This is a genomic window from Streptomyces sp. MGP-P1 (assembly GCF_057766565.1).
The window spans coordinates 420,681-436,786 of sequence record NZ_JBYMEM010000006.1 but is presented as its reverse complement, the minus strand read 5'-3'; the positions used below and the strand labels follow the sequence as shown (position 1 = coordinate 436,786).

Genomic DNA, 16,106 nt, shown 5'->3' with positions numbered 1-16,106 from the left:
AAGGGAAGTGACGGTTCGCCTGGCTGCGGCGGTATGGATTGTTTGCCCGGGTTCTTCCGCTGCGGATAATCGGACCCCTTGCTCAGTCTTTACCTTCGCCCACCGCAACCTCCCCCTCCCCCGCAGCGGTTGTCAGTGCGTCCGATCACCGGACAGACAGATTCGTGCACAACCGCTGAAGGAGCATCATGTCCCTCCCCCTGACCCGTCGGATCGCTCGTGCCGCGCTGCTGATCGCCGCAGGCGCGGCCCCCGTGGTCGGTGCGGCCGGCGCCGCGAGCGCCGCAGAGCTCCCGGCGACCCCGGACCTGGGCGGACTGACCGCGCTGGACGGCGCCGGTCTCGGCGACACCGTGGACAGCGCCGTCCAGCAGGGCACCCAGGCGGCCGGCGACACCGGTGGCCGCCTCGTCGGCACGGCGCTCCCGGCCGCGGGCAAGACCGTCGGCACGTCCGCCGGGGTGGCCATCCCGGCCGCCCAGGAGACCGCCGGCCAGGCCGCCGGCAACGCGGGCCAGGCCGCCGGCAACGCGGGCCAGGCCGTGGGCGGCGTGGCCGAGGCCGCCGGCGGCGGCCTCCCGACCGACGCGCTGGGCGGCGGTCTGCCCACCGACGCGCTCGGCGGCGGCCTGCCCACCGACTCCCTGACCAAGGGCGGTCTCCCGCTGGGCGGTCTGCCGATCGGCGGCTGATCCACCGCAACACGCAGCACCGCAGCACGCAGCACCGCAGCACGCAGCACGCAGCACGCAGCACGCAGCACCGGAAACGCGCCGAGGGCCTCGGGAGTGCGCACTCCCGAGGCCCTCGGCGCGTCGCGCCGCCGCACCACGCCCCGAGTCAGGACAGGCGCTTGACCGCCGCCGCCACCCGCTCGTCGGTCGCGGTGAACGCCACCCGGACGAAACGCGCGCCCGCCGGGCCGTAGAAGTCGCCGGGCGCCACCAGGATGCCGAGCTCCGCGAGGTACGCCACGGTCTCCCAGCACGGCTCGTCGCGGGTCGCCCACAGGTAGAGGCTCGCCTCGCTGTGTTCGATCCGGAAGCCGTGCGCCTCCAGCGCCGCGCGTAGGGCGAGGCGCCGGTCCGCGTAGCGGGCGCGCTGCTCGGACACGTGCACGTCGTCGCCGAGCGCGGCGACGGTGGCGGCCTGGACGGGGGCGGGCGTCATCATTCCGCCGTGCTTGCGGATGAGCAGCAGCTCGCCCAGGACGGCCGCGTCGCCCGCGATGAACGCGGCCCGGTAGCCGGCCAGGTTGGAGCGCTTGGAGAGCGAGTGGACGGCGACGATGCCGTCGTGGTGGCCGCCGCAGACGTCCGGGTGGAGCACGGACACCGGCTCGGCTTCCCAGCCCAGCTCCAGGTAGCACTCGTCGCTGAAGACCAGCACGCCGTGCTCGCGCGCCCAGGCGACGATCCGGGTCAGCTCGTCCTTGGACAGCACCTTGCCCGTCGGGTTGGAGGGCGAGTTGAGCCACAGCAGCTTCAGCCCCGCCGGGTCGAGCTCGGTCGGGTCGTCGTAGACGACGGGCTCCGCCCCGCAGAGCCGGGCGCCGACCTCGTACGTCGGGTAGGCGAGCCGGGGGTAGGCGACCTTGTCGCCCGCTCCGAGCCCGAGCTGCGTCGGCAGCCAGGCCACCAACTCCTTGGATCCGACGACCGGCAGCACGTTCGCGTGGGTCACGCCGACCGCGCCGAGGCGGCGCTCCACCCAGCCGGTGAGGGCGTCCCGCAGGGCCTCGGTGCCCCACACGGTCGGATAGCCGGGGCTGTCCGCGGCGGCGACGAGCGCCCGCTGGACGAGCTCGGGGACCGGGTCGACGGGGGTGCCGACGGACAGGTCCACGATGCCGTCCGGGTGGGCCTGGGCCGTCGACTTGTAGGGCGCGAGCCTGTCCCAGGGGAAGACCGGGAGGCGGGAGGAGACTGCGGACACGGCGCTCTGCTTTCTCGGGTTGTTCTCTACGGGGCGGCGGAACGGACGCGCGGTGACGAGCCCCGGCACGGAGACCGGCCGACGGCCCCGGCGCTACGGGGACCGATGGCGGCCCCCCGCGCTACCGGGGTCCGATCACGGCTCGGAGGTACGGGAAACGCCTCGGTCCCGCACGGTGACAAGCCGTACGGGACCGGGCCGCGCGCGTGGTGCAGCCGCTTACTGGTTCTGCGGCGGCAGTCCGGCGATGAACGCGTGGTCGCGCTCGATGAGACCGAGCTTCGAAGCACCGCCCGGAGAGCCGAGGTCGTCGAAGAACTCGACGTTCGCCTTGTAGTAGTCCTTCCACTCCTCCGGAGTGTCGTCCTCGTAGAAGATCGCCTCGACCGGGCAGACCGGCTCACAGGCTCCACAGTCGACGCACTCGTCCGGGTGGATGTACAAGGACCGCTGACCCTCGTAGATGCAGTCGACGGGGCACTCTTCGATGCAGGCCTTGTCCTTCACGTCGACACAAGGCTGCGCGATGACGTAGGTCACGCTGTCGTTCCTCCTCGGTAGGGCGTTGGCTCTCGCGCGGGAGCGCGGCGTCGTCGATGCCCGCCTCTAGTATCTCCGTTCTCGGGCACGATCCGAACAGGAGGGGCGGACAGAGCTGTGGAATTCACCATCGGCGGACGGCTGGAAGTCAGCATCACACCCGCTGACGTGGGCAAACGCGTGTCCGTTCGACGCCGGACGGACGGCGGGGGTACAGGCGCGCGGTTCACCGACGTGGTCGGGGTGCTCACATCATGGAACGACGATGTGCTCTCGATCACACGAAAGAGCGGGGAACCCGTCCACATCGTGGGATCCTCCTTGGTCGCGGGCAAGGTCGTACCCGCCGCCCCGGCCCGCCGTCGTGGTCCCGCCGCCTCCTTCGGGGAGCTGGCCGCCGTCACCGCGCGCGCCTGGCAGCCCGTGGAGAGCGAAGCGCTGGGCGACTGGCGGCTGCGCGCCGCCGGGGGCTTCACCCGGCGTGCCAACTCCGCGCTGCCGCTCGGCGATCCGGGGCTGCCGGTCAGCGAGGCGCTCGGGCGGGTCCGGGACTGGTACGAGGAGCGGGGCCTGCCCGCGTACGTCCAGACGGCGACCGGGGCCGAGGGCACGCAGGAGCTGCTGTGCGCGGAGTTGGAGCGGCACGGCTGGCGGCGCGAGGTCGCGGCGGAGGTGCGGATCGCCGCGCTGGCGCCGGTCGGTGACCTTCGGGCGGAGGTGCGGGCGGTCCGTCTGACCCGCGAACCGGACGCGGCCTGGCTCGCCCGCTACCAGCGTTTCTCCACCCCCGGCCCCCCTGTGCTGCGGGTGCTGGGCAGCGGCCCTTCGGTCTGGTTCGCCACGGTGCCGGGGAACACGGAGGACACGGACGCGGATCCGGCTGCCCCGCCGGCCGCGATCGGGCGGTGTGTCGTGGACGGCCGTTGGGCGGGGTTCATGGCCGTCGAGGTCGCTCCGGAGCTGAGGCGGCGCGGTCTCGCCACCACCGTTATGGCCGCCCTGGCGCGCCGGGCGCTGGACGAGGGCGCTTCGGCGGCCTGGCTCCAGGTCGAGGAGGACAATGAGGGGGCGCGGGCGCTGTACGACGGCATGGGCTTCGCGACCCACCACCGCTACCACCACTACCGCTCGGTGTGACGGACGCCGGCGGCAGCCGCGCCGGGCCCTCCGGCGGATCGACGCACACGGGCAGGGACAGGAACGGGGACAGGGACATGGGTCGCATATGAGCGCGCTGGACTCCGGAACGGCCGAGCGGCGGCGGCAGTTCGCCGAGGAGGCCCGGTCCGAGCGCCCGGACCTCGCCCTCCTCTGTCTGCTGCTGGGCGCCGAGGCCGGACCGGTGGGCCCGGCCGAGGTCCGCCCGGTGACTCCGGGGGAGGCCGTCCCCGACCCGTACGGCATCGACGCCGCGCAGATCGAGTTGGACCGGCTGGCCGGGCTGCTGCCGTACGGCACCCGCTCCCCCGCCGCCTGGGCCTCGGCGCTCGCCGGACTGCTGGGCGGGCGCTGCGGCTTCGGCGGCTCCTCCGTCGACTACCAGCGGCTGGACTCCTCGCTGCTCCAGCAGGTGCTGCGGCGCCGCAGGGGGCTGCCGATCCTGTTGTCGGTCGTCTGGATCGAGGTCGCCAGGAGGGCGGGCGCGCCGGTGTACGGGGTGGCGCTGCCCGGTCACTTCGTGGTCGGTTTCGGCGATCGGGAGCACCCGGTGCTGGCCGATCCGTTCGCCGGGGGCGCGCCGCTGACCGGGCAGGACGCGGAGCTGCTGGTCACGGGGGTCACCGGAGCGGCCCTGGAGCCGTCGATGATGACACCCGCGCGGCCGCTGGAGATCGTGCTGCGGATCCTGAACAACGTCCGGGCGTGGGCGGCGGCCCGGCCCGAGCGCACGGATGTGGCCCTGTGGGCGGTGGAGCTGTCGCTGCTCCTGCCCTCGCATCCGGCCCGACTCCGCTTCGAGCGCGCCCAGCTCCTGGTCCAGCGCGGTGAATTCCTGCGCGGGGCGGCGGAGATGGAGGAATATGCGGAGATCCTCGACGGAATCGAGCCGACGACGGCCGAGAACGTCCGGCGCAAGGCCCACGCCGCGCGCGCCCTGTTGAACTGAACCGGCCGCCCGGCGGGGATGCGGCGGAGATCCGCCCGCCGTGGACCCTTCCGACGCCCGTGCGGTGGCGAGACGGATGGGTCCGTTGGCGATGTGCGCTCCCGTTTTACATCCGGACGCCCCCTTCCGCGCCCAACGGGAGCGGTATTCAGCCCGTTTGTCGGCGTACGCGAATGCCCATGCGCTCAACTGGATACCCGTCACCGGATGCGTACGGCCCGTCGCATTCCGCGTCGGGCGGGGCTGGAAGAGAAATGCTGAGGGCATACTGATGACAACCGTGCTGCTGGTCCACACCGTGCCGTTGTGGCGCGCGTCGCTGGCGTCGCTCCTCGGCACGGGGCGGGGGATAGAGGTCCGCACGGCCGAACGCGGCGCGATACGTGCCGCGCTCAGCGAACCGGGTCCCGATGTGCTCCTCACCGACCTCGACTGTCCGGGCGCACTGGACGTCCTCGACGAGGTGAAGACGGTGACCACACCGCACGGCGAGCCGTTTCCGCTCGCCGTGCTCACCCGCAGCGACCGGCCGAGCGGCCTGCGACGGGCATACGAGGCGGGAGCCCTCGGCTACATCGACAAGTACCGCCCGGTGGACGACCTGTCCGAGGTGATGCACAAACTGGCCGACGGGGGACGGCATATCGACGAGTCGCTGGCCTTCAGTCTCTTGCAGGTGGCCGACATGCCGTTATCGCCGCGGGAGTTGAGTGTGCTCTCGATGGCCGAGGGGGGTGACACCGTGGCCGGGATCGCCGGTCGGCTGCACCTGACGCCGGGGACGGTGCGCAACTATCTGGCCGCCGCCATACGGAAGTCCGGGGCGCGCAATCGGCTGGACGCGATCAGACGGGCGAAGGAGGCGGGGTGGATCTGACGCCGCGCCGCCCCTTCCCCTCCTCGTCCTCCGGCTCCCAGAGGCCGGCCAGGTCCCGGTAGAGGGCGCAGGAGTCCAGGAGTTCACCGTGGGTGCCGCACTGGGTGTGCGGGCCGTCCATCACCAGGGTCCGTCCGGCGCGGCGGGCCGAGCTGAGCCGGTGGGCGACGACGACGAGTGCGCCCGGCAGGGACCCGAACGCCAGCTCGGCGCGGGCCTCGGCGGCCGGGTCGAGCCGACTGGTCGCCTCGTCGAGGATCAGCAGCGGCGGCGCGGCGAGGTAGGCCCGGCCCAGGGCGATCAGCTGCCGTTCGCCCTGGGAGAGCCGGTCCGGTTCGACGGCCGCGTCGAGGGAGCCGAGCCGGGAGAGCAGCGCGTCCAGGCCGAGCGCGTCCGCCATGGCCGCGATCTCCCGGTCCCGGGCGTCGGGGCGGAGGTAGCGGAGGTTGTCCCGCAGCGAGCCGCTGAACACGTAGGCGTGCTGGGGCAGCAGGACGCGTACGGAGGTGGCGTCGGCCGGGCATACCGGCCGCCCCCGCCACCGCACCGCGCCCCCGGTGGGCCGCTCGGTCCCGGCGAGGACGGCCGCCAGGGTCGACTTGCCGCTGCCGCTCGGGCCGACGACCGCGAGATGCTCCCCCGCCCCGATCGTCAGGGAGAGCCGGTCCAGGACGGGCCGGGCGCCTGGCCCGTACGCGAAGCTGACGGCGTGGAGCTCGGCGACCGGGGTCCCGCGCGGCGGCGGGGCGGCCTCCCGGGCGGGCGGCGGCGGGTCGTCGGCGGGCGGCGGCGGTGCGTCCGTGAACCGGTCCAGGACCACGACGAGCCGGCCCCCGGCGGTCCCCAGCATGGTCATCAGCGCCTGGACGGCGGGGGCGAGCGCCTGGGTGAGGTAGGTCAGCGCGCCGACCAGCGCGCCCGGCGTGAGCCCGTTCCGCAGCAGCCAGGGCGCGCCCAGGAGCAGCAGGAGCGGCGGAAACCGGCCACAGACGGCGAGGGCCAGCACCCGCACGCCCGACCAGCGGGCCAGCGAACGGGAGGCGGCGAGCTGCGCCTCGGCGAGGGTCCGGGACTCGGCCACCGTCCGCTCGGCGGCCCCGGCGGCGGCGATGTCGCGTACGGAGGCGGCGAGCAGGCCCGCGTGGGCGGCGTACGCCTCGTCGGCGGCGAGGTAGTCGCGCTGGCGGGCGGCCATCGGCGGCAGGGTGGAGAGGAACAGGGCGGCCCCGAGGACCAGCGGGGGCAGCACGATCAGGAGGAGGGCGGGCGAGAGGGCCAGCAGGCCGGTGACGGCGCCGGCCGCCGTGAAGACGAAGGAGCGCAGCGTCAGGACGAGTCCGGCCCAGCCGTCGCGGGCGATCTCACTCTGATGGGTGACCTGCGACAGGGACCGGGTGCTGACGTTGCCGGCCCGGTCGAGCGCGCCGGACAGCGCCCGGGACACCGCGCGCCGGACCAGTCCGTCGCGCAGCGGCTCCACGAGGTCCGCGAGCCGGCCGAACACTCCGCGGGAGGCGGGCACGGACGGCAGCACGGCGAGCGCGGCGACGGCCAGCCAGAGGAGGCCGGTCTGCGGGCTTCCGGCGAGGAAGCCGTCGTCGAGCGCGCGGGCGATCCCGAATCCGCCGAGGAAGGTCTGGGCGAACTCCAGCAGGGACCAGCCGGCCAGTCGCAGGATCACACCGGTCCGCGCCCGCAGGAAGGGCCGGGCCTCACGGCCGACCCGCCGCAGCGACGTGTCGCGCCGGGGGCGGGCTCCGCGCTTCCGCTCGTCGCTCCGGGGGCGGGCTCCGCGCTTCCGCTCGTCGCGCCGGGGGCGTGCTTCGTGCTCCTGCTCGTCGCGCCGGGGGCGTGCTTCGTGCTCCTGCTCGTCGCGCCGGGGGCGTGCTTCGTGCTCCTGCTCGTCGCGCCCGGGGTGTGCCTTGTCCTGTGCGGCGCGCTGTGGGTGGTCCTTGTCCGGGGCGTCGCGTTGTGGGTGGATCCTGTCCGGGGCGTCGGGTTGTGGGTGGGCCTCATGCTGCCCGTCGTGCCGGCGGTGGGCCCTGTCGGCCTTCACCGGGCCTCCGCTCCGGCGGTCGGCGTCACGGGCATACGGCTCTCGGGCGTGGAGCCCCCGGCGGGGGCGTCCGTGCGGAAGACCGCCCGGTAGTCCGGGTCCGCCCAGAGTTCGTCGTGGCGGCCGGTCGCGCGGATCCGGCCGTCCTCCAGCCAGGCGACCCGGTCCGCCCGCGCGGCCGAGGACAGCCGGTGGGCGACGATGACCCGGGTGCAGTGTCCGGCCCGCACGTCGAGCGCACGCCGTACGTGGTGCTCGGTCACGGTGTCGAGGCTGGACAGCGCGTCGTCGAGGATCAGCAGCCGGCCCGGGTGGGCGAACGCGCGGGCCAGACCGAGGCGTTGGCGTTCGCCGCCGGAGAGCGGGGCGTCGGCGACCGGGGTGGCGTAGCCGTACGGGAGCAGCGCGAGGAACCCGTCGGCGCGGGCCGCGCGGGCGGCGTCGCGTACGGCTTCGGGCGACGCGATCCAGGGTCCGTAGGCGATCGTGTCCTCGACGGTGACGCCGGGAAGGGCCGGGCGGGCGAAGGCGTATGCCACCTCGCGGCGCAGCCGGGCCGGTTCCATGCCGTCCATCGGGACGCCGTCCAGCAGCACGCTTCCGGTGTCCGGGTCGAGCAGCCGCCCGGCGACCGCGGCGAGCACGGACTTTCCGGAGCCGGAGCGCCCGACGACCGCCAGGGAGGTGCCGCCGGGGACGGTGAGGTGGACGCCGGTCAGCAGCGGGCCGCCGTCCTGTTCGACGCCGACGTCCCGGAGTTCGAGGTGTCCGGGGGCGTCGGGCGCCGGGCCCAGGCCGCGGTGCGGCAGCGGTGCGAGGGTGAGCAGGGGCTCCAGGCTCCGGGCGGCGGCGCGGCTGCGGGCGAGGGCGCCGAGCGCGCCGGTCAGGGCGCCGATGCCGACGGCGAGGCTCGCGTAGCGGGAGGCTGCGACCAGGTCGCCGACGCCGATCGCGCCCGTGCCGAGCCGGAGGCCGGCGACCGCGAGGACCAGCAGCATGAGCAGGGGCAGCAGGAGCCCGCTGGTGCCGACGGCCCGCCCGTACACGGACCAGGTGCGCCTGCCGTGTTCGGCCAGGGCGGTCAGGGGCTCCAGGACGCGGCGGTGCTCGCGTGCGCCGGTGCGGGCGGCGCGGATGGTGTCGGCGCCGTCGAGGGCCTCGGTGAGCCGGTGGGCGATGAGCGACTGGGCGCGCTGGTAGTCGGCCCCGGCGTCGGCGGTCCGGCGGGTGAAGGCACGCAGCAGGGCGACGAGGAGGGGGGCGCCGAGGAGGAGGGCCGCGGCGGTCCAGACGTCGATGAGGAGGAGGCCGACGATCGCGCCGAGCGGCAGCAGGACGCCGGAGACGGCTCCGGCGGCGGTGACGGGCGCGGAGGCGGCGTCGGCCGTGCGGGCGGTGAGCCGGGCGGTGAGGTCGCCGGTGGGCAGGGCGAGGGCGCGGCGGGGTTCGGCGGCCAGGACCCGGGCGGCGGTGCGCGTGCGCAGGAACGCGGTGAGCCGGGCGGTGGTGCTCGTGCCGGTCACGGCGGCCGTCGCGTCGAACCCGGTCTCGGCGAGGGTCAGGGCCACGCAGAGCAGCAGTGCCGACCAGGGCACGGGGCCGCCGGCGACGAGCCGGTCGACGGTGTGGCCGAGGGCGGCGGGCAGGGCGAGGGCGGCGAGTGCCCCGCCGGTGGAGCAGAGGAGGAGCCCGAGAAGGGCCGCCGGGTGCTGCCGGGCGAGCCGCCGGGCGCCGGACTCCGTGCCCGGGCGAGGGTGGAGCCGCACGGGGTGGCCTTTCTGGGTGCACGTGGGCCGGCCGGCCCACCGGTGAGGAACACCGGTGGGCCGGCCGGAGCGGGTCACGGGGTGCAGAGGACCACGCTGAGCGAGCTGAACTCACAGACCAGCAGCGAGACCTGGCTGCCCGTGGCGAGCTCGCCGAAGGAGTCCTCGGCCGGGGTCTCCATCGCCTGAAGGTCGAGAAGCGCCATGATGTGTCCTTTCGGGGACGTTGGTGGTGCTGAACGGTGTGTTGCTACGACCCCTGGCGGGGCCGGTTCATGGGGCCGCTCGCGCGGCCGGGAGGCGCCGCCGGAGCGGCGGGCAGGAAGGGAAGTCCGGTGGAGCCGCCGAGCGCGGCGCCCAGGGCGAGGAGGGCGCCGGCGGTCCCGGTGGCCAGGTCCATCGACAGGCGCATCAACTGCTCGCCGGGGAAGGCGAGTCCGTCTCCGTACGCGAGGGCGTGGCTGCCCAGCAGGTCGGTGTGGCGGGCGATCGCGCGCTGCCGGTCGGCTTCGTCGCACAGCGGGGTGGCCGCGAGGTGCAGCAAGAGACCCGCGGAGCCCCGGAGCAGTCCGGGCTGGACGTAGAAGGCGGAGAGCGCGGCGGGCAGGAGGGCCCGCCCGGCCGCTTCGAGCGCGGGGTCCGGGCGCTGCGCCAGGTAGGCGTCGATGACCGCCGCGATGCCGGCGCTGCCCGAACCGAGGTACGGCATCAGCCGCTTGCCCTCGACGACGAGGAGTTCGCCGTCGTCGCCGGCCCGGCAGCGTTCCAGGTCGCGGCGCAGGGCGGTGGCCGCCAGGTCGAGCAGGGCGGTGTCCCCGGTGGTCGCGTACCGGTGCACGAGGAGCAGGGCGATGCCGCTGGCGCCGTGCAGCAACCCGGTGCGGGGCGACGGCGGACCGTCGACGAGCGCGCGGACGGCGAGGGCGGTGCAGCGGGCGGCAGCGGCGGAGAGCACCGGGGCGTCGGTGGCGGAGGCGGTGCGGGCCAGGTCGTCGAGGGCGAGGCCGATGCCCGCGTACCCGTTGTGGAGGCCGGGCGCGAGACCTTCCAGGGGCTGGTCGAGGATGATCCGGAGGAGGTCGGCGGCCTCGGCGGTGCGGCCGATCCGGTGCAGGGTCCAGGCGATGCCGGTGAGCCCGTCGTAGAAGCCGAGGGGGCTGCCGGACGCCGGGTCCTTGGCGTGCCGCAGGAGCCGGTCCTCGGCCTCCTCGCACGGCGGGGCGCCCGTCTCGTGGAGGGCGTAGAGCACTCCGGCCGTCCCGTACGCGAAGGAATGGCCGCCGGTGGCGGTGGCGAACTGGGCGATGTCCCCGGGGAAGCAGCGGTCCTCACGCTCCGGCGTGCAGGAGGCGGTGATGGCCCGGACCATCGCGTCACGGCTGCGCGGCCAGTCGCCGGGGACGGGAACGGACGCGGGAGCGGCGGTGACGCCCGCCCCTGGCTGCTGCCCCGTGTCGCGCAGGATCTCCGCGACGGCGGGCCGCAGCTCCTCCTCGGTGACCGGGAAGACCCGGGCGATGTCCCGGGCGAGGCCGGCGGCCTTGGTGCGGTCGATGCCGAACAGCGTGGTGAGCGGCAGGTACAGGGCGAGCCGCAGACAGGCCAGCGCGTAGCGGTCGATGTCGGCGCCGCGCCGGTCGGGCGGGGCGACGAAGGCCGGGTTGGCGACGATCTGGCGGCGGCGTTCGGCGGCCGGGGAGGCCGCCTCGAAGTCGAGCAGGACGATGCGCGCGTTCTCCTCGTCGACCATGACGTTGCTCATGTGCAGGTCGCTGATGACGATGCCCCGGTCGTGCACCGCCTCGACGGCCCGCTCGACCTGCTCGTACAACTCGGCCGCCCAGTCGGCGTGTTCGGCGAGCAGTTCGGGTGACGGGTGCTGCCGGGCGAGCGGGAAGCGGCGGGCGAAGACGGTGTTGAGGGTGGCGCCGGGGATGTACTGGAGGACCAGGAAGTGGTGGTCGCCGACCTCGAAGACGTCCCGTACGGCGGGCACGCAGTCCAGTCCGGCCAGTTGCTCCAGGGCCGCCCGTTCGCGCTCCAGCCGGGCCACGGCGTCCGCCCCGTCGGCGGCCAGACCGGCGTACGGCCGTGCCTCCTTGAGGACGACCTGCTCGCCGGTGCGGCTGTCGCGGCCGAGGTAGACCCCGCCGCCGTTGGAGAAGTGCAGCGCCTTCTCCACGGTGTACGGGAGGTCCGCGAGGCCCACGGCGGCGCGGGCTTCGAGGTGCGGCATCAGGAAGCCGGGCGGGGTCACCCAGGAGGGGACGCGGAAGGACGGGCCCCGGTCGTCCGGGACGAGCCGGCCCTGTGGATCGGCGACGGCGGGCACGGGCCGCCCGTCAGGACCTGAGCAGAAGCGGGAGGCGAACGCCCCGTACCGGGTGTGCACGGGCCCGTTCCCGCACCGCAGGTCGCTCAGGATGTACGGGCCGTGCTCGCCCTCGAGCAGCCGCATCAGGGCGGTGCACACCTCGGGGAACGCCTCGTCGGACGGCGGGTAGACGGTGATGAACTTCCCGCTGCCGGCCCGGTCCGCGTACTTGGCGTTCCTCAGGGCCAACAACCCTGCGCTGGGCACGCACTTGAAGGCCAGCCGGTGTTCGAGACAGTGGTCGACGACCCGCTCCAGCACGGAGGCGGCGTTGTCGAGGGCGGCCGAGACGTGGATCTTCCAGCCCTGGGGCGGCAGTCGCAGCCCGTCGGGGCTGTACGCGAGCCAGTCGCCGCGCCGGGTGCGCGTCCATCCGGCGGGTTCGGCGCCACGGAGCGGAGCGTAGAACGAGCGCTCCTCGTCGGCGGCTCCGTTCGGTCCGGGGGAGCGGTGGGGTGCGTCGTAGAAGCGGCGGTCCGCCTGACAGTACGCGGCGTACTCCGGATTCACGCACGGTCCCCTCGCTCGGTTCTTTCGTGGCGAGAGAGAAATTGTCACAACGATGAGCAATGCCCATAGTCACTGTTGTCACGACTCGTACATGCGCGCCAACCATGCGGAGCGCACGGCGTACTGATGGGTATTCGCTTGCCGCCCAGGCCGGGGCGGGTGGTGGACCGGGGCGTACGGGGGCGCGCGAGGGGCGCTCTCACACCGTTTTCAGCGCGCGCCGTGCACCAGCACGTCGCCCGCCTCCGTGCGGAAATAGAGCACGGAGCGGCCCGCGCGACGGCGGCGGACCAGCCCGGCGTCCAGCAGGACCCGCAGGTGGCGGCCGACCGAGCCCAGCCCCTGGCCGGTCAGCGCGACGAGCTGCGTCGTGCTGAGCGGGGAGGCGAGCAGCAGCAGGACGGCCGTCCGCGCCGGACCGATCAGCGCGCCCAGGGCGGCGGGCACGGGAACACTCCCGGCCTCGGTGAGCGCGCCGGAGCACGGGTACACCAGACCGTACCGGCGCGGAATGTCCCAGCAGACCCAGGACTGGTACGGGGTCACGGGAACGAACAGCAGTTGCGCGCCGCCCAGTTCACGCGGCGGGTTGTCGTGGGTGTTGATCTGGAGCCGGCTGCCGCCCAGCCAACGGACGCCGGGGCGCATGCCGTTCACCGCTTCGGCCCAGCCGCCACGGCCCAACTGGGCGGAACGGGCCACCACATCGGCCTCCAGAATCCGCCGCCGCCTCGGCCAGTCGGGCAGCACGGTGTGCGTCCAGACCCACTCGACGGCGTCGGCGGCGCGCTCGGCCAGGTCGTCCCGGTCCAGCGTGGCGGGCAACGGCCCGCGCAGCGCCTCGGCCAGATCGGCGCGGGCCCGGCCGGGCGGGGTGGCCCGGACCGGCGCCAGCTCGTCGGCGAAGGAGGGCGGGGCCTGGCCGGGCGGGACGGGGGCCGGTGCGGGGACGAGGAAGTCGGCGGTCCAGCGGGGCGCGAGGGCGGAGCCGATCACCAGCGCGGAGACCGGGTGGTCGGCCTTCCACCGCCGGTACGCGGGCAGGTGGGTCTTCAGCCAGGCGCGCTCACCGGGGTGCGCGGCGGTTGCCCGCTCCAGGACCAGCAGGCTCGCGACGGCCTCCGCGAGGGGCGAGACGACGAACCGGCTGTTCGCGAGCGTGTCCGCACCGACCTGCCACCAGCCCACGCGCCCCACCGCCTCACTCTCCGTCGACCCTCCGACCTTGCCGCCGCGCCGCCCGCCGCCCCGCTCCCCGTCAGCCCTCCGACCTTGCCGCCCGCCGCCCCGCTTCCCGTCGGCCCTCCGACCCTGTCGCCCGCCGCTCCGTCCGTCCGGGGTTTCGCGTCCGCGCGAAACAGTAACGCTCCCGGTGACGGTGTCCGAAGACTCCACCCCATGCGCACCTACCGCGAACTGTTCCGAACCCCCGAGTTCTCCCCCTTCTTCGCCGCCGTCTCCGTGCAGACGGCTGCCCAGACCGCGACCGGCCTGGCCCTGGGCACCCTCGTGTACACGCGGACGGGCTCGCCCCTGCTGTCGGCCCTGGCGATGTTCGGACCGTCGCTGGCCCAGGTGGCCGGGGCGCTCACCCTGCTGTCGGCGGCGGACCGGCTGCCGCCGCGCGCCGCGCTCACCGCCCTGGCACTGCTCTCCGCCGGGGCCGCCTGCGTCCAGGCCGCTCCCGGGCTGCCGCTGGGGGCCGCGTTCGCCGTCCTGCTGGTGGTGGGCGCGGCCTCGTCACCGGGCGGGGGCGTACGGTACGGGCTGCTCAACGAGATCGCTCCGCGCGAGGGGTTCCTGCTCGGCCGCTCCGTGCTGAACATGACGGGCGGCGCGATGCAGATCTGCGGGTTCGCGGTCGGCGGGCTGCTGGTGACGGTGTTCTCGGCGCGCGGCACGCTGCTGATCGGGGCGGGCCTGTACGTCGTCGCGGCGGCCGTGACCCGCTTCGGACTGACCGCCCGGCCGCCCCGGGCCACCGGCCGCCCGTCGGTCCGGGAGACGCGGCGGACGAACGCGCTGCTCTGGTCGTCCACGCCGCGCCGCTACGTGTTCCTGGCGCTGTGGGTGCCCAACGGGCTCGTCGTCGGGGCCGAGTCCCTGTACGTCGCGTACGCGCCCGGGCACGCCGGGATCCTCTTCGCCGGCGGAGCCCTGGGCATGCTGGCCGGGGACACCCTGGTCGGACGGTTCGTCACCGCACGGTGGCGGGCGCGGCTCGGGGCCCCGCTCCGGCTGCTCCTCGCCGCGCCCTATCTGCTCTTCGCACTGCGCCCGGAGCTGCCCCTCGCGCTGGCGGCGGTCGTCCTGGCGAGCGTGGGTTTCGCCGCGAGCCTGCTGCTCCAGGAACGGCTGATGGCCCTCACCCCGCAGGAGCTGAGCGGCCAGGCGCTCGGGCTCAGCTCCTCGGGGATGCTCGCCATGCAGGGCGTGGGGGCGGCCGTGGCGGGCGGTATCGCGCAGGTGACCTCGCCGGGCACGGGCATGGCGGCGGTCGCGGGGCTCTCGGTGGCGGTGACACTGGCGCTGGCCCCGGGACTGCGTGACCGGTCCGACGACGCCGGGGGCAGACTGCCGGTGGCGGACGGATCACCACGAGCGTCCCGTACACCCCGCACGGAAGAGACCACATGAGCGACAACGCCAGGCCCAGCCAGAAGGAAGCCATGCTCTCCGGCGAGCTCTACATCGCCGACGACCCCGAACTGGCGGCGGAGGCGCGGCACGCGGCCGTGCTGAGCGAACGCTTCAACGCCACGTCGGCCGCCGACCCCGAGGCCCGGCGCGTCGCCCTCGCCGAGCTCCTCGGCGAGCTGGGCGAGGGCGCCGAGGTCCGGCCGCCGCTGCGCGTCGACTACGGCTACCAGACCACCATCGGTCCCCGGACGTTCATCAACTTCGGCGCGGTCCTCCTGGACGTCGCCCGCATCACCATCGGCGCGGACGTCCAGATGGGCCCGAACGTCCAGCTGCTCACCCCGACCCACCCGATCGACCCCGAGCCGCGCCGCGCCAAGTGGGAGGCCGCTCAGCCGATCACCATCGGTGACAACGTCTGGCTGGGCGGCGGGGTGATCGTCTGCCCCGGGGTGACCATCGGCGAGAACACCGTGGTCGGGGCGGGGGCGGTCGTCACGAAGGACCTGCCGGCAAACGTGGTGGCGGTCGGCAACCCCGCCCGGGTGATCCGGAGGATCGGCGAGGCGAAGGCGTGACCGTCGGGCGACCGGCGGGCAAGCGGCGGGGCACGCAGCGCACCCGGGCAGTGGGCATGTAACGCACCCGGGCAGTGGGCGCGTAGCGCACCCGGGCAGTGGGGCGCTCGGCGCACCCGGGCGCTACGCGGCCCGCCAGGCGTCGGTGACGCACGAGACCTCGAAGCGCCACCAGCCCTCGTCCCGGCCCCGGGCGAGCAGCTCCTTGACCCCGCGCAGGTCCGTGCCGCCCGGCACGGTAAGGGCGACCAGCGGGAACTCGGCGCTGAAGACCTCGCCGGTGAGCCCGTAGGCGGCGAGCCGCTCGTGCACGGCGCGGGCGTCGCGCCCGAGCGGCCCGTCCGGCAACGGCAGCACCCGTACGGTGCAGTTGCCCGAGTCGGCCACGCGGCCGACGGCCCAGTGGACCCCGTCGTCGTCCGTGCGGAACCGTACGGTCTCCCCCTCGGCGACCCCGTCCTGGAGGAAGGGCGCGTTGTCCACCCGCGCGGTGTCCCGGCCGAGGCGCGTCGCCCACAACCCCTCGGTGTCGTAGGGCGGCCGGCCCTCGCGCGGGACGAGGCGGAACCAGACCTTGATCCGCTCGGCTTCGCGGGGCGGGCGTTCCGGACCGGCGGGGGAACTCATGGCCCCACGGTCCCCCGCGTGCGGCGCGCCCGCCTGTCCACGCCGACGACCAGGCGTGACGTCAGGTTCTGAAGCCGGAGGCCCCCCCGGCCCACC

The 16,106-nt window shown here is 74.7% G+C and carries 14 protein-coding genes; 6 read left to right on the top strand and 8 right to left on the bottom strand.

Annotated features, from left to right (window positions below; translation table 11 throughout):
• Positions 1-188: 188 nt before the first annotated feature.
• Complete coding sequence (locus AC3CH1_RS17690) at positions 189-692, top strand: ATP-binding protein (protein ID WP_488463825.1); 504 nt, start codon at positions 189-191, stop codon at positions 690-692.
• A gap of 148 nt (positions 693-840) precedes the next feature.
• On the opposite strand, the gene dapC is transcribed toward AC3CH1_RS17690, so the two are convergent.
• Together dapC and fdxA are read right to left on the bottom strand one after the other, a co-directional pair.
• Entirely contained in the window at positions 841-1,935 is a 1,095-nt protein-coding gene (dapC, locus tag AC3CH1_RS17685; protein WP_488463824.1) for a succinyldiaminopimelate transaminase, read from the bottom strand.
• Positions 1,936-2,154: 219 nt separating this feature from the next.
• Positions 2,155-2,475 (bottom strand): ferredoxin, encoded by a 321-nt coding sequence (gene fdxA / locus AC3CH1_RS17680; RefSeq protein WP_007446848.1) that lies wholly within the window; start codon positions 2,473-2,475, stop codon positions 2,155-2,157.
• Positions 2,476-2,592: 117 nt separating this feature from the next.
• Here fdxA and AC3CH1_RS17675 point away from each other — a divergent pair, with 117 nt between their 5' ends.
• The 3 genes from AC3CH1_RS17675 to AC3CH1_RS17665 all read left to right on the top strand — a co-directional run bounded on the left by AC3CH1_RS17675 (position 2,593) and on the right by AC3CH1_RS17665 (position 5,459).
• Positions 2,593-3,612: a GNAT family N-acetyltransferase gene (locus AC3CH1_RS17675; RefSeq protein WP_488463823.1), complete on the top strand. Its 1,020-nt coding sequence runs from the start codon at positions 2,593-2,595 to the stop codon at positions 3,610-3,612.
• Between the two features lie 88 nt (positions 3,613-3,700).
• Positions 3,701-4,582 (top strand): transglutaminase family protein, encoded by an 882-nt coding sequence (locus tag AC3CH1_RS17670; RefSeq protein ID WP_488463822.1) that lies wholly within the window; start codon positions 3,701-3,703, stop codon positions 4,580-4,582.
• Between the two features lie 271 nt (positions 4,583-4,853).
• Positions 4,854-5,459 carry a response regulator transcription factor gene (locus AC3CH1_RS17665; RefSeq protein WP_488463821.1) on the top strand — a complete coding sequence of 202 codons (606 nt, stop codon included), beginning with the start codon at positions 4,854-4,856 and terminating at the stop codon, positions 5,457-5,459.
• On the opposite strand, the gene AC3CH1_RS17660 is transcribed toward AC3CH1_RS17665, so the two are convergent.
• The 5 genes from AC3CH1_RS17660 to AC3CH1_RS17640 all read right to left on the bottom strand — a co-directional run bounded on the left by AC3CH1_RS17660 (position 5,428) and on the right by AC3CH1_RS17640 (position 13,353).
• Positions 5,428-7,191, bottom strand: coding sequence for an ATP-binding cassette domain-containing protein (locus tag AC3CH1_RS17660; protein WP_488464428.1), 1,764 nt, complete (start codon positions 7,189-7,191; stop codon positions 5,428-5,430). The genes AC3CH1_RS17665 and AC3CH1_RS17660 overlap by 32 nt on opposite strands.
• Before the next feature lie 320 nt (positions 7,192-7,511).
• Positions 7,512-9,281 (bottom strand): ABC transporter ATP-binding protein, encoded by a 1,770-nt coding sequence (locus AC3CH1_RS17655; RefSeq protein ID WP_488463820.1) that lies wholly within the window; start codon positions 9,279-9,281, stop codon positions 7,512-7,514.
• Positions 9,282-9,355: 74 nt separating this feature from the next.
• Positions 9,356-9,487, bottom strand: a complete 132-nt coding sequence (locus tag AC3CH1_RS17650) for a SapB/AmfS family lanthipeptide (protein WP_215109048.1) — start codon at positions 9,485-9,487, stop codon at positions 9,356-9,358.
• A gap of 44 nt (positions 9,488-9,531) precedes the next feature.
• The gene (gene lanKC / locus AC3CH1_RS17645; RefSeq protein WP_488463819.1) at positions 9,532-12,165 is read right to left on the bottom strand and encodes a class III lanthionine synthetase LanKC; all 2,634 of its coding nucleotides are present in this window, start codon (positions 12,163-12,165) and stop codon (positions 9,532-9,534) included.
• Positions 12,166-12,375: 210 nt separating this feature from the next.
• Complete coding sequence (locus tag AC3CH1_RS17640; RefSeq protein ID WP_488464427.1) at positions 12,376-13,353, bottom strand: ArsR/SmtB family transcription factor; 978 nt, start codon at positions 13,351-13,353, stop codon at positions 12,376-12,378.
• A gap of 210 nt (positions 13,354-13,563) precedes the next feature.
• Between AC3CH1_RS17640 and AC3CH1_RS17635 the strand changes: the two genes are divergently transcribed.
• Positions 13,564-14,802, top strand: a complete 1,239-nt coding sequence (locus AC3CH1_RS17635) for an MFS transporter (RefSeq protein ID WP_488463818.1) — start codon at positions 13,564-13,566, stop codon at positions 14,800-14,802.
• Positions 14,799-15,383 (top strand): sugar O-acetyltransferase, encoded by a 585-nt coding sequence (locus AC3CH1_RS17630; RefSeq protein WP_488463817.1) that lies wholly within the window; start codon positions 14,799-14,801, stop codon positions 15,381-15,383. Before AC3CH1_RS17635 ends, AC3CH1_RS17630 begins: the two co-directional genes overlap by 4 nt.
• 123 nt (positions 15,384-15,506) lie before the next feature.
• Here the strand turns inward: AC3CH1_RS17630 and AC3CH1_RS17625 are convergent, their stop codons facing one another.
• The gene (locus AC3CH1_RS17625; RefSeq protein WP_488463816.1) at positions 15,507-16,010 is read right to left on the bottom strand and encodes a DUF4265 domain-containing protein; all 504 of its coding nucleotides are present in this window, start codon (positions 16,008-16,010) and stop codon (positions 15,507-15,509) included.
• Positions 16,011-16,106: the final 96 nt, after the last annotated feature.

Coding starts and splice junctions, on each gene's coding strand:
- AC3CH1_RS17690 (WP_488463825.1), top strand. CDS start 189: ATGTCCCTCCCCCTGACCCGTCGGATCGCTCGTGCCGCGCTGCTGATC.
- AC3CH1_RS17670 (WP_488463822.1), top strand. CDS start 3,701: ATGAGCGCGCTGGACTCCGGAACGGCCGAGCGGCGGCGGCAGTTCGCC.
- AC3CH1_RS17665 (WP_488463821.1), top strand. CDS start 4,854: ATGACAACCGTGCTGCTGGTCCACACCGTGCCGTTGTGGCGCGCGTCG.
- AC3CH1_RS17650 (WP_215109048.1), bottom strand. CDS start 9,487: ATGGCGCTTCTCGACCTTCAGGCGATGGAGACCCCGGCCGAGGACTCC.
- AC3CH1_RS17635 (WP_488463818.1), top strand. CDS start 13,564: ATGCGCACCTACCGCGAACTGTTCCGAACCCCCGAGTTCTCCCCCTTC.
- AC3CH1_RS17630 (WP_488463817.1), top strand. CDS start 14,799: ATGAGCGACAACGCCAGGCCCAGCCAGAAGGAAGCCATGCTCTCCGGC.
- AC3CH1_RS17625 (WP_488463816.1), bottom strand. CDS start 16,010: ATGAGTTCCCCCGCCGGTCCGGAACGCCCGCCCCGCGAAGCCGAGCGG.